The sequence below is a fragment of the Desulfovibrio simplex genome (genome assembly GCF_055387835.1).
The window spans coordinates 3,500,516-3,515,552 of sequence record NZ_AP042377.1; the positions used below are offsets into that span (position 1 = coordinate 3,500,516).

Genomic DNA, 15,037 nt, shown 5'->3' on the forward strand with positions numbered 1-15,037 from the left:
GAAGAGTCCACTCCTGTTTCAAAAAAAGATCGCGCCTTGCCAAACAAAATAACTGCGCGTTTCCAGGAGGCTTTTTAATTAGTGCTTCCCTAGACGTTATAGTGGTGCAGCCAGCTGGCGTACTTGGAGTTTTCGCCCTTGACGATCTTGAAGTACTCGGTCTGCAGGTGCTTGGTCACAGGGCCTGCGTGCCCCACGCCGATCTGGCGGCGGTCCAGTTCGCGGATGGGAGTGATTTCAGCCGCGGTGCCGGTAAAGAAGGCCTCGTCGGCGATATACAGCTCATCGCGGGTGAACTGCTGTTCTTCCACCACATAGCCGAGATCACTGGCCAGTTTCATGACGGAGTCACGGGTGATGCCGCCGAGAATGGACGTCCAGGGCGTGGTCTTGATGACGCCGTCGCGCACGATAAAGATATTTTCGCCAGTGGCCTCGGAAACGTAGCCGTTGGTGTCCAGCATGACGGCTTCGTCATAGCCTTCGTCCTTGGCTTCCACCTTGGCGAGAATGGAGTTGATATAGTTGCCGGATGCCTTGGCCTTGGACATGCTGGTGTTCACATGGCTGCGGGCAAAGGTGCTGGTCTTGATACGGATGCCCTTTTCAAGGGCTTCGGCGCCGAGGTAGGCTCCCCAGGGCCAGACGGCCACAATGGTCTGCACCGGATTGTTGCCGGGGTAGACGCCCATTTCGCCGTGGCCCACAAAGGAGAGCGGACGCACGTAGCCTTCTTTCAACTCGTTGGCCTTGAGGGTTTCGATACAGGCGGCAACCAGTTCCTCGGCAGTGAGGGGGAGGTTCATGCGTAGAATCTTGGCGGAGTTGAGCATGCGCTTGCAATGGTCTTCAAGGCGGAATACGGCGGAACTGCCGTCGGCACAGGCGTAAGCCCGGATGCCCTCGAAAATGGCGCTGCCATAGTGCAGAGCGTGGGTGAGCACGTGAACCTGAGCCTGATCCCAGGGAACCATTTTGCCATCAACCCAGATGTACTTCATCTTTTGCATGCTGTCCTCCGCAAGCCTCTTTGTAGGGCGGTCCCATCGGCGGCGCACGTGGCTGCCTGAGGCCGCAAGAGCAAAAATTTACTGTAAAGCGTCGCGTATGGCAAGCAGTAGGCAGGGCTTCACAGGCTTTCAAAACAGCCTGCGCGGGGTACTGGGGAAAGCTCTGGCCCTGCGGCAAGGCATGTCGTATGCTGGCCCCGGCCTTTTGGCCCAAAAGGGATGACACGAAATGAAGCAGAATTATGGTGCAAATGCGTCCGCAGGGCAGGTGTTTTTGCTGGGCATAGATGCCGGAGGAACCCATACCGACGCGGTTCTTCTTGTGCAGGACCAGGACGCATCTGAAGGCCGCGCGGCTTCACCTCGGGAGCGGGCGCAGGCTGATCCGGCGGCGCGGCTGCCGCGCGTGCGCCTGCTGGCTGCGGCCAAAACGCGCACAAAGCACGATGACCTGCCCGCTTCGGTGCGCGAAGTGCTGCACGCCCTGGCCCGCGTCCTGGCTGGTGATGCCGCCGCCCGCGCCTTGGGAGGGACGGCCCTTTTGGGGCGCGTAAGCCGCGTCACACTGGGGGCCACGCTGGCGGTCAACGCTCTTGTGCAGGACAAGGCCGATACTGTGGCCCTTGCCCTTTCCGCCGGGCCGGGGCTTGATCCTCGGCGTTTTGCCATGGGGCGGCATGTGTATGTCGTTCCCGGCGGGCTGGACCACAGGGGCACGGAAGTCAGCCCGCTCACTGTCAGCGGCCTTGAGGCCCAGGCTGCCCGCTGGAGCGCGGAAGGCATCACCGCTGTGGCCTGCGTGGGCAAATTCTCGCCGCGCAATCCGGCCCACGAGCAGAGGATGGCGCAGGCTCTGAACCGTGAGAGCGCCGCATCCGCCATGAACAGCCCCAATGCCGTGTCAAATGCCGCGCCAAATGTAGCGCCAACTATAGCAACTGGCGCATCCTTTTCCATCACCCTGGGGCACAAGCTTTCGGGGCGGCTCAATTTTCCCCGCCGCATCGCCACGGCCTATTTCAACGCCGCCGTGCAGCGCCTGCACTCCGGCTTTCTGGACGCTGTGGAAAGCGCGCTGGCAGCGGCCGGAGTGCGCGCCGCCGTGCGTCTGCTCAAGGCTGACGGCGGGGCGGTGCCCCTGAGCCTTTCTCGGCGGGAGCCGGTGCAGTCGGTTCTTTCCGGCCCGGCCGCCAGCGTTATGGGCGTGCTGGCCCTGTGCCCTGCCGCCCGTGAAGGCTGCGCCCTGCTGCTGGACATGGGCGGCACCACCACGGACATGGCTCTGGCGGTGGACGGCTCCCCTGTGGTGGACAGGGAGGGCATGATCCTTCAGGGGCGGCGAACCCTGGTGCGCGCCCTTGCTTCGGTTTCCATCGGCGTGGGTGGAGATTCCCTTGTGTCCATTGACGGGCACGGGGATGGAGCGTCCGTGCGCGTGGGGCCGCTGCGTCAGGGGCCGGCCATGGCTTTTGGCGGCACGTGCCCGACCCTGCTGGACGCGCTCAATACCCTGCACAGCGCCCCGCAAGCGCCAGGGGCCGGAACAGGCGCGGCAATGGGGGATGCTTCGGCCAGCCCTGCGGCTCAAGAACCGCAGGGTTGGCTGGCTGACGAGTTGGCCGGAAACGCGGCCGAAGATATGGCGGGCGAACTGGCCGGAAACGTGGGCGCCTCCCTGTCCGGCATGGAGGCGCTGGCGCGGCGGTGCGGCCTTGAGCCCCGCGTTCTGGCCCGCAAGGCTGTGGACAACGCCCTGGACCAGATCCGCCGCGCCGCCGGGGAACTGGCGGAGGCCGTCAACGCCCGTCCCATATATACGTTGGCGGGTCTGCGGGCCCTGCAGGAGGCGCGTCCTTCACGGGCCTGGCTGGTGGGCGGCCCGGCGGCCTGCGTGGGGCCGCATCTGGCCGCCGCCCTGGATCTGCCCGTGGACTGTCCGCCCCATACGGCTGTGGCCAATGCCGTGGGCGCGGCCCTTACCCTGCCTACCGACGCTGTGGAAGTTTACGCCGACACGGGTTCCGGCATTTTGCGCGCTCCGGCGCTGGATCTGACGGAAAGCGTCCGCAAGGGATTCAGCCTTGACGCCCTTGGCGAGCGGGCCAGGGAGCTTCTGCTCCAAAGGCTGGAGCAGGCAGGGGCGGAAGGGGCCGCCGTGGAAATCACCGAGGCCGAGAGCTTTGCCACGCTGGACGACAATGGCTTCGGCAGCAGGGACATGCGCGTTGTATGTCAGGCTGTGCCCGGCCTGGCAGGGTTGGTGTCAGACTAGACAGTGTCGTCACGAGCGCCTCCAGTTATTTCTGCGTCGAACTTTGAGATTTGAAGTTTGAAACGCTTTGTGGGGGAGGACCCCTTTTGGAAAAGGGTCCTCCCCCACGCCCCCACCCCCTAAAACTTTTATTGTATTTTAGGGTGATACAGGGTGTTTTCTGTTTTGAAGCGGAGTTGTTAGGCTCTGGCGGCGGGCACTGGCGGCCTCCTGTCCCAGCAGCCTCTTGAAAAGCATCCATATACGCCATACTATCGCGCTCCAACGAAATTTACCCGAGGGCCATGCCCGGCGGGCGCGAGTGCGAATGCCATGCAGATAGTTCTTTATGAACCGGAAATTCCCCCCAATACGGGCAATGTCGCCCGGCTCTGCGCCGCCACCGGCGTGGCGCTCAACCTGATTGAACCCCTGGGCTTCAAGCTTGAAGACCGCTACCTCAAACGCGCTGGGCTGGACTACTGGCCCAATGTGCGTCTGAACGTCTGGCCCGACTGGCGAACCTTTGCGGAAACATCCGGCGCAGGCGGCGCGGGCGGGCGGCTGGTGTTCACCTCGGCCAAGGCGTCTGAGACGAGCGCGGCGGTGCACCATTTTGCCTTTGAGCCTGACGATTTTCTGGTTTTCGGACCTGAAACGCGCGGTTTGCCGCAGGCCATTCTGGCCCTTTCGCCGCACCGCGTGCGCATTCCCATGCTGGAAGGGCGCGTACGCAGCATCAACCTGTCCACGTCGGCGGGCATTGTGCTGTATGCGGCTCTGGCCAGGGCGAATCTTATGGAGAACTGGACGTGAGCCTGCCCCACGGGCTGGCGCTTGTTTTTCCCTGGTCCGTATGGGAGTGCTGGTGGCTGGCTCCCGTGGCCCTTGTTCTGGATTTATGGCTTGGCGATCCCGCCTTGCCCTGGCGGCATCCTGTCTGCCTTGTGGGCAGGCTGCTGGATATGCTGGAAAGCCCTTCGCGGAGCTTTATGCTGACGGCAGGGGCCGAGTATGAGCGGAGCCGGGGCAGACTGGCCGGGGCGTTCGCCCTGCTGGGGCTCGTTGCCTGTACGGGATTCGCGGTATGGGCGGCGGTGTCTCTGCCCGTAGTGGGGCTGCTGGCGGCCGTGTATCTGGCCTGGGCCGGGCTTGCCATGGGCAGCCTGCTGCAAACGGGCGATCTGGTGCTGGAAAGGGTGGAGGGGGCCCCGGAAACCGAGGCCCGAGAAGCGCTTTCATGGCTGGTGAGCCGCGACACCAGCGCCATGGATCGCCCGCTCATGCGCAAGACCCTGGCCGACACGCTTTCTGAAAATCTTACGGATGCCTTTACCGCGCCGTTTTTCTGGCTGCTGGTGGGCGGGCCGGTGGCCCTGTGGTGCTACAAGGCCGTGAGCACCACGGATTCCATGTGGGGCTACAAGACGGAGAAGTGGCGCTGGCTTGGCTGGGCCGGGGCGCGGGCCGACGATGGGCTGGCCTTTGTGCCCGCGCGTCTTGCTGCCTTGAGCGCGGCACTGGTTCATGTCCTTTTTATGCTGCGGCAAAGGCTTGAGGCGACATGCCGTAATGGTGGTCGTGATGGCGGCCGTGACGGCGTTGCGCCGTGGTTCATGCGTTGGCCCATGGCATGGGTGTGCGCGCGCCTGTCAGGATGCCGGGCAGCATGCTGCCCTGGTCGCTGGTCCGGTCGCTGGCCAGGCCTGTCCGTGGTGGCCCGTCAGGCTTCGGGCATGCCCAGCCCCAATTCGGGGTGGCCCATGACGGCCTGCGCCTGGCTCTGCGGGGCGCGTATGGCCGGGCCTTCCGTCTATTTCGGTGAAATGGTTGATAAACCCTGGCTCGGGCCTCCCCCGGATGAGGGCCATCCCGGCGCATCCTCCGCTATGTGGGACGCCCACCGCCTGCTGGCCTTGTGCTCCCTCTTGCGGCAAAGTGCTCTTTACGGCGGTCTGGTTCTGTGGGCTCTGGCCCTTGTGTGCCTTCTTATTTTCTGAGGCTCTGTAATGCTTACAATCGTTCTGTATCTTGTGTCGTTGCTGGTGGGCTTTCTGGTGGGCATAACCGGGGTCGGGGGCATACTTATTCCTCCTGCCCTGATCCTGTTCAGCGGGCAGGAAACCCACATGGCCATGGGCACGGCCCTGGCGTCATTTTTGCCAGTGGGTGTGGTGGGCACGATCATGTACCGCCGCCTGGGGCATATCGACTGGCACAAGGCCCTGCCCTACATGGCGGGCAGTCTGGCTGCCTGGCCCGGAGCCCTGCTCAACGCCATGCTGCCCGCCGGGCCCCTGGTGGCCATGCTGGCCTGCATTATCATGTTTGCCGGGTTGTGCGCCCTGCGGCCCCCCAAGCCGGGAAGCGGCAGCGTATTCTGGCAGAGCGGCAAGGGGTTTTTCTGCATCGGGGCCGTAACGGCCCTGCTGGCAGGCCTGACTGGCGCTGGCGGCCCTGTGGTGTCCATCCCCTGGATGATCATAGCCGGGGTTTCACCCATAGTGGCGGTGGGGCTTGCCATGCCCTACCAGGTGACCACGGCTCTTTTCGGCACCATTGGCAACGTGGCCGACGGCCATGTGGACTTTGCCATACTGCCATATATCTGCCTTATGGCCCTTGTGGGGCTCTTCGCGGGGATCGCCGTGGCCAAGCGCATCCCCACAGAAGTGCTGCGCAAGGTCATTGGCGGCCTGTGCTGCGGACTCGGGCTATTTTTGCTCTTGCGCCTGTTGCTCAGTTGACGTAGGAAAAATTATGAATATCGCCGCCATATTCATTCGCCGCCCCGTAGCCACGGTGCTGCTCATGCTCGGCATGCTTTTTTTCGGCATGACGGGCTACAAGAATTTGCCCGTCAACCATCTGCCCAATGTGGACTTTCCCACCATTCAGGTCATGGCCGACCTGGCAGGCGCTGACCCGGAAACCATGGCAGCGTCCGTGGCCACTCCGCTGGAAAAGGAATTTTTCACCATTGCGGGCATTGAGTCCATTTCTTCGGTCAACTCAACGGGCCGCACCCGCGTTACCATACAGTTCGCCCTTGACCGCAACATTGACGCGGCAGCCCTGGACGTGCAGTCGGCCATCGGCCTCGCCCAGCGGCGCATGCCGGCCAGCATGACCACGCCCCCCAGCTTTCGTAAGGTCAACCCGGCGGACATGCCCATACTGTACCTGCGGGTATCGTCCTCAACCCTGCCCCTGTACGCCCTCAACGAATATGCCGACACCCTCATAGGGCAAAGACTTTCGATGGTGGACGGCGTGGCCCAGGTGGTGGTGTACGGGCAGAAAAAGTACGCCGTGCGCGTGCAGCTTGACCCGGACGAACTGGCCTCGCGCGGGCTTGGCATTGACGAAGTGGCCGATGCCGTGGCCGCGGCCAACAGCATGCTGCCCACGGGCGCGCTGGAGGGCGAGCAGAGGGCCAGCGCCATCAAGTCTTCCGGGCAGCTGCTCAACGCCCGCGCCTTTCAGGATACAGTGGTGGCCTATCGCAACGGCGCGCCCGTGCGTCTGAGCGACCTTGGACAGGTGGTGGACAGCGTCAAGCAGGACAAGCAGATCACCTGGGGCAACGGCGGCGCGCCGGGCATTACCCTGGCTGTGGAACGCCAGCCCGGCACCAATACCGTGCAGGTGGTGGACGCCATCCGCGCGCTGCTGCCGGGCCTTGAGCGTCAGTTGCCGCCGTCCGTATCGCTGGAGATTTTTTACGACCGTTCAGAATCCATCCGTCATTCCGTGGCGGATGTTAAGTTTACTCTGGTGCTTACCGTCTTTCTGGTTGTGCTTGTCATCTTTGTTTTTTTGCGCAACCTGCCCGCCACGGTCATTCCCAGTCTCGCCCTGCCCATGTCGGTCATATCCACCTTTGCGGTCATGGCCGTGATGGGCTACAGCCTGGACAACCTTTCGCTCATGGCGCTCACCCTGGCCGTGGGTTTTGTGGTGGACGACGCCATCGTCATGCTGGAAAATATCGTGCGCCACCAGGAGATGGGCAAGGACCCGCTCACCGCGGCCTACGACGGCTCGGCGGAAATCGGCTTCACCATCGTGTCCATGACGATTTCCCTGGCGGCGGTCTTTATTCCCGTGCTCTTTATGGGCGGCATCGTGGGGCGTTTGTTCAGGGAGTTCGCCGTGGTCATCATCGCGGCCATTCTGGCTTCGGGCGTGGTGTCGCTCACGCTGACGCCCATGCTCTGCGCCTACTTTCTCAAGGCGCAAGGCGCGCACAAGGCCGGCCCCAGCGCCGGGCAGGGCCTGTATGGCTGGCTTGAGCGCGGTTTTGACCGCCTCAACCTTCTGTATGCCCGCTCTCTCGACATTGTGCTGCACCACCGTCTGAAAACGTTGACGGCCTCGCTGGTTCTGCTGGCGCTCACGGTCTGGATCGGCATGACCATGCCCAAGGGCTTTCTGCCCGTGGAGGACCTGGGCATGCTGGTGGCCAGCACCGAGGCGGAGCAGGGCGTGTCCTACGAGGGCATGGTCAGCGCGCAGCGCAGCCTTGACCCCCTGCTGGAAAAAAATCCCCATTTGTCCATGTACAATTCCATTGTGGGCATTGTTGGCGGCAGCCCCAGCATGAACAACGGCATCTTGCTTATGCCGCTCAAGCCTCACGACCAGCGGCCCGGCATCGAGCAGGTGGCGGAGCATCTGCGGCGCGAACTCAATATCTCGCCTTCCATGCGGGTCTTTGTGCGGGTGCCCCCGGCCATCAACCTGGGCGGGCGCTCGTCCAAGGCGCTGTACCAGTATACGCTTTCCGGCCCGGATATGGAGGACCTCTATGACAGCGCCCAGAAAATAGAGAACGCCCTGCGCGCCCTGCCGCAAATACAGGACGTGAACAGCGATCTGCAACTGAAAAACCCCGAACTGCGCGTTTCCATTGACCGTAACCGCGCGGCGGCTCTGGGCGTCAGCCCGCACCAGATAGATCTGGCCCTTCAGTCGGCCTACGGTTCGCGTGAAATATCCACCATCTACGCGCCCACCAATGACTACACGGTTTTTGTGGAATTGCAGAAAAAATTTCAGCAGGACAGCTCGGCCCTGTCGCGCCTGTATGTGCGCGCCGCCAACGACAGTCTTGTGCCCCTGGACACCCTGGTCAAAATGGAGCCGGGCGTGGGGCCCATTGCCGTGAACCACAACGGCCAGTTCCCCTCGGTGACCATTTCGTACAACCTGCGCCCCGGCGTGTCGCTGGGGCAGGGGGTCGCCGCTGTCGAGGCCGCCGCGCAGCCGCTGCTGCCCGACACGGTGACCGCCGAATCCCAGGGCACGGCCCAGGCTTTTCAAAGCTCGCTGACGGGCATGGGCTGGCTGCTGGTGCTGGCCATCGTGGTCATCTATCTGGTGCTTGGCATTTTGTACGAAAGTTTCATCCATCCCCTGACCATCCTTTCCGGCCTGCCCTCGGCGGGCTTCGGCGCGCTGGGCACACTCTGGCTGTTCGGCATGGACCTGAACCTCTATGGCTTTGTGGGCGTGATCATGCTGCTTGGCATCGTGAAAAAGAACGCCATCATGATGCTGGACTTCGCCCTTGAGGCGCAGCGCCATAACCCGAAAATGGAACCGCTGGAGGCCATCACGCGGGGCTGTCATGTGCGCTTCAGGCCCATCATGATGACCACGATGGCGGCGCTGATGGGCGCTCTGCCCATTGCCATCGGCGTGGGCGCGGGGGCCGAGGCCCGGCGGCCCCTTGGCATGGCCGTGGTGGGGGGACTGTGTTTTTCGCAGATTGTGACGCTCTACATTACGCCCGTTTACTATTACTATATGGAAAAGCTCTCGCGCTCCCTGGGCAGGCGCTGGGGCGGACGGTTTCATAAGGACGCGAGAGCGGGCCAAACAGGGGGCGACACTGCCAGAACAGCGACGGGCGGCACTGCCGCATAGGGCGAATCTGGCGCTGTGCATGAAACCGGGGCCGCCCGGAGGCCTTGCCGCACAACCTGTGCTGGCAGCCTGAGACCGGTTGGCGTAGCGCGCGTATGCGTGTATTTGTAGTGTTACGGCACGTCGTTTTGACGGTTCGCCGCATGAAGGCGCGAGCCTGAAGAAACTGGTCGACGGCATGCGCCTTGACGGCATGCCCGGCGGGGTGCGCGGCACGTATGCGGCGCAAGGCTCCCCGCGCCTCGGCCCCGGTCTGATCCGCTCCACGTGGAGCTCGCCGCGTCAGCGGTCCTGCGGGCATTCAGCCACGGTTGCGGGCGTGTTCGATGGTCTGAGGCGAGCTTGCCCGCGTACCCGCCAGAGCCGTTTCAAGGTGAGAGGCTCTGAAGTCTGCCGCACAGTCCGGTTGGAGCTTTTTACCTTTGAAAAAGATCACATGCTCCACACCGGGCGAGAGTGCAGCGCGCCGCAGCGTGGCGTAGATTCAGCCGAAGATCGCGTTTTTTCGGCAGAATGACAAATTGAAATGTGAAGCATTTCAAAGTGTATCTGATCTAGTCACCAGCATGCGCCAGGGTTCCTGACCCCGCGGGCATGCCGGTTCCGGAGGCTTCATGATTTCACAGGATATGTCTTCGCCCCTTGAGGCGCCCGTTTGCCGCCGCTGCGGCATGTGCTGTCTGCGCGGCGGCCCCACCCTCATGGTGGACGATGCCTCGCGCCTCGTGAGCGGCGCTCTGACTCTGGATAGCCTGGTCTGCCTGAGAAAGGGGGAGTGGGCGCGTGATGATGTGCGCGGCGGCCTGCGGCCTCTGGAACAGGAGTATATCAAGGTGTCCGGTCTTGGCGGGCAGGTGCATCCCTGGCGCTGCCGTTATTACCGCGACGGTTCTGGTTGCGCCATTTATGCCCAGCGGCCCGTGCAGTGTTCCGCGCTGTTCTGCATGGACACTGCCCCGCTGGAAAACCTTTTGTCCGGCACGCCGCTGATGGACCGGGCCGAAGCGTTCAGGATTCTGGCCAACGAAGCGCAGCTGCCCGGCTTTCCGGCTCTGGACGCCGGAGCCCGTGCGCTTCTGCCAGACCTTATGGCCGCGCATGAAGAACAGAGCCCTGCCACTCCCGTGCTGGAAACCGCCGCCAGGCTCGGCTTTGTCCCGCAGGGCGTGCAGGTTCACGACGCTGACGCAATGGACGCGGAAGAGCGCCAGACGCTGCTTGCCCACCTGGGCGAAACCGTGCGCACCGAGGCCGCGTTCCGTCAGTTGTGCGTGGAACGCGCGGGCGTGCCTGCGGCCATCCTGCCCTTCCTTCTGGGGCGTCCATTGCGGGATCTGCTGGTCGAAGTCGGGCTCAGGCCCACTGCCACTGACGAGATTTGAGGAATTTGCGCGGTTGACAGAAGCGCGCGCCAGCCATAGTTTTAGTTTTACTAATTATAATATTCACAGCCCGCGCGCGGGCCAAACGAAGGAAGCATCATGCCACTGTGCAGCATTGAGGAAGCCATTGCCGATATCCGGCAGGGCAAGATGGTCATTCTTGTGGACGACGAGGGTAGGGAAAATGAAGGCGACCTGACCATGGCCGCCGAATTTGTTACTCCGGAGGCCATCAATTTCATGGCCAAGTACGGGCGGGGGCTGATCTGCCTGCCTATGGCTCCGGAACTTATCGACCGTCTTGACCTGCCCCTTATGACGCAGCGCAACGGTTCACGCTTCGGCACCAATTTCACCATATCCATCGAAGCCCGCGAGGGCGTCACCACCGGCATTTCCGCCGCTGACCGCGCCACTACCATTCTGGCGGCAGTGGCCGACAACGTGCGCCCCGAAGACCTCGTGACGCCGGGGCACGTCTTTCCTTTGCGCGCCAAGGCGGGAGGGGTGCTTTCACGCGCCGGACAGACCGAAGGCGGCGTGGACCTTTCAAAGCTGGCAGGCCTCAAGCCCGCCTCGGTTATATGCGAAATCATGCGCGATGACGGAACCATGGCGCGCATGCCCGATCTGGAAGCCTTTGCCGAAGAACACGGCCTCAAGATAGCGGCTGTCAAGGACCTCATCCGCCACCGCCTGAACCGCGGACAGGTTTCCGTGCGCAATGTGGACAAGGCCCACCTGCCCACCAGATTTGGCGACTTCACCGTTTACGCCTATGAGAGCGAAACCGATCAGGGCACGCATCTGGCCCTGGTCAAGGGCGACCTCAGCGGGCCGGAACCCGTGCTCACGCGCGTGCACAGCGAGTGCCTCACGGGCGACGCCCTGGGTTCCCTGCGCTGCGACTGCGGCGGCCAGCTTGGCGCGGCCCTGCGGCAGATTGAAAAAGAAGGGCGCGGCGCGCTGCTGTATATGCGTCAGGAAGGGCGCGGCATCGGCCTTGCCAACAAGATTCGCGCCTACGCCTTGCAGGATCAGGGCTACGACACGGTGGAGGCCAACCGCAAGCTGGGCTTTCCCCCGGACTTGCGCGACTATGGTACCGGCGCGCAGATACTCGTTGATCTCGGCATCCACAAAATACGGCTTTTGACCAACAATCCCAAGAAGATCGTGGGCCTTTCAGGCTACGGCATCGAAATTGTCGAGCGTGTGCCCATCGAAATGGAAGCCTGCCCCGAAAACGAATACTACCTGCGCACCAAGAAAGAAAAAATGGAACATATGCTGCACTGCTCGTGCAGCCATTAGGGCAGCTTTAGCGAGGGGGTCCCGGGGTCGGGACAGCCTCGCGGCGCGTCCGCCCTGAGTATTCCCGAAAAATGAATATTGCCCCCGGCGGGGTGAAAAATCCCGCTGGGAGCGTGTTTTCATGGCGTCAATGTGGAGGATTGCCTTTTACTAATCTGGCCCGGACTTTTCTTGCGACACGCTCGTCATGCCGCGATTGGAAACAACGGACTGGCAGCGGCATGAAACCGGGCCCGGACTTCAGGAGCGACTGCATGACCGTGAAGGAAAAAGTTGTGGCCCAGGGCGCATTGCTGTGGAAATTTTTGGGTTTTTTTCAGCCCCCCCTGCTGCGCTGCATTCACGCCAGCGTCATAACGCTGGTATTATTGCAAATATTACTCAGCTTCGGCATGGTCGTACTGCCAACCGGCCCCTCGGCCCTGGCCTGGATACATATCATCCTGGGCATGTTCCTGTGTGTTTTTGGCGTGACCCTTGTGATTCTCAGCGTCAAAAAGCGCGGCCTGCGCAATTTCTTTCCCTACCTCTGGGGAGATAACGAGCAACTGATCAAGGACGTGCGCGCGGCGGCGCAGTTCAAGGTTGTCGGCCCCCGGCCCAAAGGCCTGCCCGCCTGTGTGCAGGGGCTTGGCATGTGGGCCCTGCTGCTGACGGTCGCTTCCGGCCTGTGGTGGTTTGACAACTGGAGTAACCACCGCTCATTGCTGACGGCCTACAGCGTGCACAAGTTTTTTGCATGGTCTCTGGCCCTGTATCTGGTTGGTCACGGCGGCATGGCTCTGGCCCATTTTGCCATATGGCAAAAAAAGACCGCGCCGAAAAAATAGCGCCTTTTTGTTGCGGCTGTTGAGTTACAAGCCCGGCATGTTTTTGGACATGCCGGGCTTGCTGCATTTGTACGGCATGTACGGGAGGTGTTATTTTACAGTAATGAACTTGAATAAAAAGCTTTTTTTGCTTTTTACACAGGTAAAAATATTTATAACACAGCTATTTTGCAGGATTTATTTTTTCATTTTTACACCAGTTGGCCCCTCTGATTTTATAAAACCCGCGCCAGCCGGGCGTTGGGCATGACTGAACCAGTTCAGTCTTACAGAAATCCTCGCCCGCGCTATGCTCTCCTCAAACCACGCAGTTTCATAACTGCGCAAACAGGAGGGCATATGGCAACTACCGGTAAAAGCAATGGACATCTGGGCATCAGCCATCCTTTCGGGGCCAGACACGGCACGCCTGTGGTGGGCCAGGGGAACGAACGGACGCGGCAGTCACTGGCGGACAGAATGTACGGGGCGAAAAAAGACCCGCTGACACAGCCCTTGCCCGTGTCGCCGGACGCGCCGCTGCAAGAGCGCATGTACGCCGAAAGCGTGTCCGACGTGGTGGCGCGGCATGCCGCGAAAACGCATGACCTGAAGCCTTTTCGCTTAAACCCCGAAGCGGAGGTTCCCTATTATCAGATGGGGGTCAGACCGTTGGATTTGGGGGTAGGTTTAGGTGAAAAAATATATGGAAAAAAGGTATGGGGGGTAAATCGGCAACATCTCGAGCATATGCAGTTTGTGGGTAGCGACGGCAGCAATTTCGGTTTGTCCAAGGGAGAGGGATTGCTTGTGGAAGACATGAAAACGCTTTTTACCTATGAAGTCGAGGCGCCCAGGTACAGAAAAGAATATGTTGACCGCGCCAGACAGGCTTTTGATGCGGAGTGGGAGAAGGAGAAAGGCGAAGCATATCAGGCGGAGTTTACCCCAGTACGATACAATCTTGCGTTCAAGAACTGCCAACACTATTTTGCTGCAATCATGCAAAAAGCGCAGGAATATGAAACCCCAGATAAACCCTTGGTGCTTCCGTAGGTGTCTGGTGCAGGGTGGATATTTTCCGCCCTGCACCAGACGTCGCATCATATGCCGGAGAAGGAGAGCGCCAGCATGAAAAGTGTGGGTTCAATGCTGAGCACCAGAAAAAAGACGCAGAGGGGAATCTTTAATAACGTGGCATAGCCGCCCATACGGTCGAAAAAGAACAGGGAAAAGGGCAGGGCCATCAGTGCCGACTTGAAGGCTATGATAAAGGCCCATATAGATATTTCTATATTCCCAAATATATGTTCCACCTGTGTCATTTCGTTGCTTGATGGAAATCCGGCAAGAAAGGCCGCAAGTGTAAGGCCGTATATGGGCCAGAAGGTGGCAAGGCCGAAGCCGCGCACAAAAATCATGCAACCGGCAAGGCTGTACAGTATGAAAAAGAATATATCTGGATCATGAAGCGCGGCTAAAATCAGCATGTTGGGCATGGCGATAAGACACAGGGGCCATGCGCCGCGTATGAAGGTCCTTGCTGATGCGTCCACACCTTCCAGCATCATAATCCCCCTTATTGCGGTAGTTCGCTTTGATGCGGTACTTTTATGGCAACCTTGTTTCCTTGCCGCAATTGTTAGCATTACTGTGCTGTAATTCTACAAAAAACACAAGAATGCGAAACGCCAGCAAATCACGGGTGCTTTTGTAACTGATCTGCTGAAGGGTGGACATTCTTTCGCCCTGCACCAAACGTTGCCTCACATGCCGAACGTGGCGAGCATGGCGAACAACAGCATGAAAAGGGTGGGGGCGAGGACAAGCGCCAGAAAAAAGACGCAGAGGGGAATCTTTACTAACGCGGCATAGCCGTCCATACGGTCGAAAAAGAACAGGGAAAAGGGTAGGGCCATCAGTGCCGACTTGAAGGCTATGACGAGGTCCCATAGATAGATATAGGCTAAATACTCAAGATTCAGCATGGCCTGCAACTGTGTTATTTCATTCTCGACTGGGAATGCAGTAAGAAGGGTCGCAAGGGTAAGGCCATATATGGGCCAGAAGGTGGCAAGGCCGAAGCCGCGCACAAAAATCAGGCAGCCTGCAAAGCCGTACAGGATGGAAACGATCATGTATGGGTTGCAGATGAAGGGCATAAACAGCAAGCTGAGCATGGCGATAAGACACAGGGGCCATGCCCCACGTATGAAGGCCCTTGCAGATGCGTCCACATCTACCAGAGTCATAAGCTCCCCCACTGTTGCTTCCGTAGCGGATCTGCTAAAAGTCGGACATTTTTTCGCCCTTCAGCAGATTCCCTCTTGTATATGATGG

General features: G+C 60.6%; 12 protein-coding genes. 9 read left to right on the forward strand and 3 right to left on the reverse strand.

The annotated features are described in order from the left end of the window. Window positions 1–89: 89 nt before the first annotated feature. Entirely contained in the window at window positions 90–1,010 is a 921-nt protein-coding gene (locus ACZ5DH_RS14235) for a branched-chain amino acid transaminase (protein ID WP_464254902.1), read from the reverse strand. 229 nt (window positions 1,011–1,239) lie between these two features. Here ACZ5DH_RS14235 and ACZ5DH_RS14240 point away from each other — a divergent pair, with 229 nt between their 5' ends. From ACZ5DH_RS14240 to ACZ5DH_RS14280, 9 genes are all read left to right on the forward strand, one after another. Further along, window positions 1,240–3,282 (forward strand): hydantoinase/oxoprolinase family protein, encoded by a 2,043-nt coding sequence (locus ACZ5DH_RS14240; RefSeq protein ID WP_464254903.1) that lies wholly within the window; start codon window positions 1,240–1,242, stop codon window positions 3,280–3,282. A 312-nt stretch (window positions 3,283–3,594) separates the two neighbouring features. Continuing rightward, window positions 3,595–4,077 (forward strand): tRNA (cytidine(34)-2'-O)-methyltransferase, encoded by a 483-nt coding sequence (locus ACZ5DH_RS14245; protein ID WP_464254904.1) that lies wholly within the window; start codon window positions 3,595–3,597, stop codon window positions 4,075–4,077. Continuing rightward, window positions 4,074–5,261, forward strand: a complete 1,188-nt coding sequence (locus ACZ5DH_RS14250) for a CobD/CbiB family cobalamin biosynthesis protein (protein WP_464254905.1) — start codon at window positions 4,074–4,076, stop codon at window positions 5,259–5,261. The genes ACZ5DH_RS14245 and ACZ5DH_RS14250 overlap by 4 nt, the downstream gene beginning before the upstream one ends. 9 nt (window positions 5,262–5,270) lie before the next feature. Next, entirely contained in the window at window positions 5,271–6,008 is a 738-nt protein-coding gene (locus tag ACZ5DH_RS14255; RefSeq protein WP_464254906.1) for a sulfite exporter TauE/SafE family protein, read from the forward strand. A gap of 13 nt (window positions 6,009–6,021) precedes the next feature. Beyond that, on the forward strand, window positions 6,022–9,192 hold the full coding sequence (locus ACZ5DH_RS14260; protein ID WP_464254907.1) for an efflux RND transporter permease subunit: 3,171 nt from the start codon (window positions 6,022–6,024) through the stop codon (window positions 9,190–9,192). A gap of 614 nt (window positions 9,193–9,806) precedes the next feature. Continuing rightward, window positions 9,807–10,574, forward strand: coding sequence for a YkgJ family cysteine cluster protein (locus ACZ5DH_RS14265; RefSeq protein ID WP_464254908.1), 768 nt, complete (start codon window positions 9,807–9,809; stop codon window positions 10,572–10,574). Window positions 10,575–10,673: 99 nt separating this feature from the next. After that, window positions 10,674–11,888, forward strand: a complete 1,215-nt coding sequence (locus tag ACZ5DH_RS14270; RefSeq protein ID WP_464254909.1) for a bifunctional 3,4-dihydroxy-2-butanone-4-phosphate synthase/GTP cyclohydrolase II — start codon at window positions 10,674–10,676, stop codon at window positions 11,886–11,888. Window positions 11,889–12,142: 254 nt separating this feature from the next. Then, complete coding sequence (locus tag ACZ5DH_RS14275; RefSeq protein WP_464254910.1) at window positions 12,143–12,718, forward strand: cytochrome b/b6 domain-containing protein; 576 nt, start codon at window positions 12,143–12,145, stop codon at window positions 12,716–12,718. 246 nt (window positions 12,719–12,964) lie between these two features. Continuing rightward, complete coding sequence (locus ACZ5DH_RS14280; protein WP_464254911.1) at window positions 12,965–13,753, forward strand: hypothetical protein; 789 nt, start codon at window positions 12,965–12,967, stop codon at window positions 13,751–13,753. Window positions 13,754–13,800: 47 nt separating this feature from the next. Here the strand turns inward: ACZ5DH_RS14280 and ACZ5DH_RS14285 are convergent, their stop codons facing one another. Both ACZ5DH_RS14285 and ACZ5DH_RS14290 read right to left on the reverse strand, forming a co-directional pair. After that, window positions 13,801–14,268: a hypothetical protein gene (locus tag ACZ5DH_RS14285; protein ID WP_464254912.1), complete on the reverse strand. Its 468-nt coding sequence runs from the start codon at window positions 14,266–14,268 to the stop codon at window positions 13,801–13,803. 195 nt (window positions 14,269–14,463) lie between these two features. Then, a complete protein-coding gene (locus tag ACZ5DH_RS14290; protein WP_464254913.1) occupies window positions 14,464–14,949 on the reverse strand; it encodes a hypothetical protein in 486 nt (161 codons plus the stop codon). Between the last annotated feature and the right edge of the window lie 88 nt (window positions 14,950–15,037).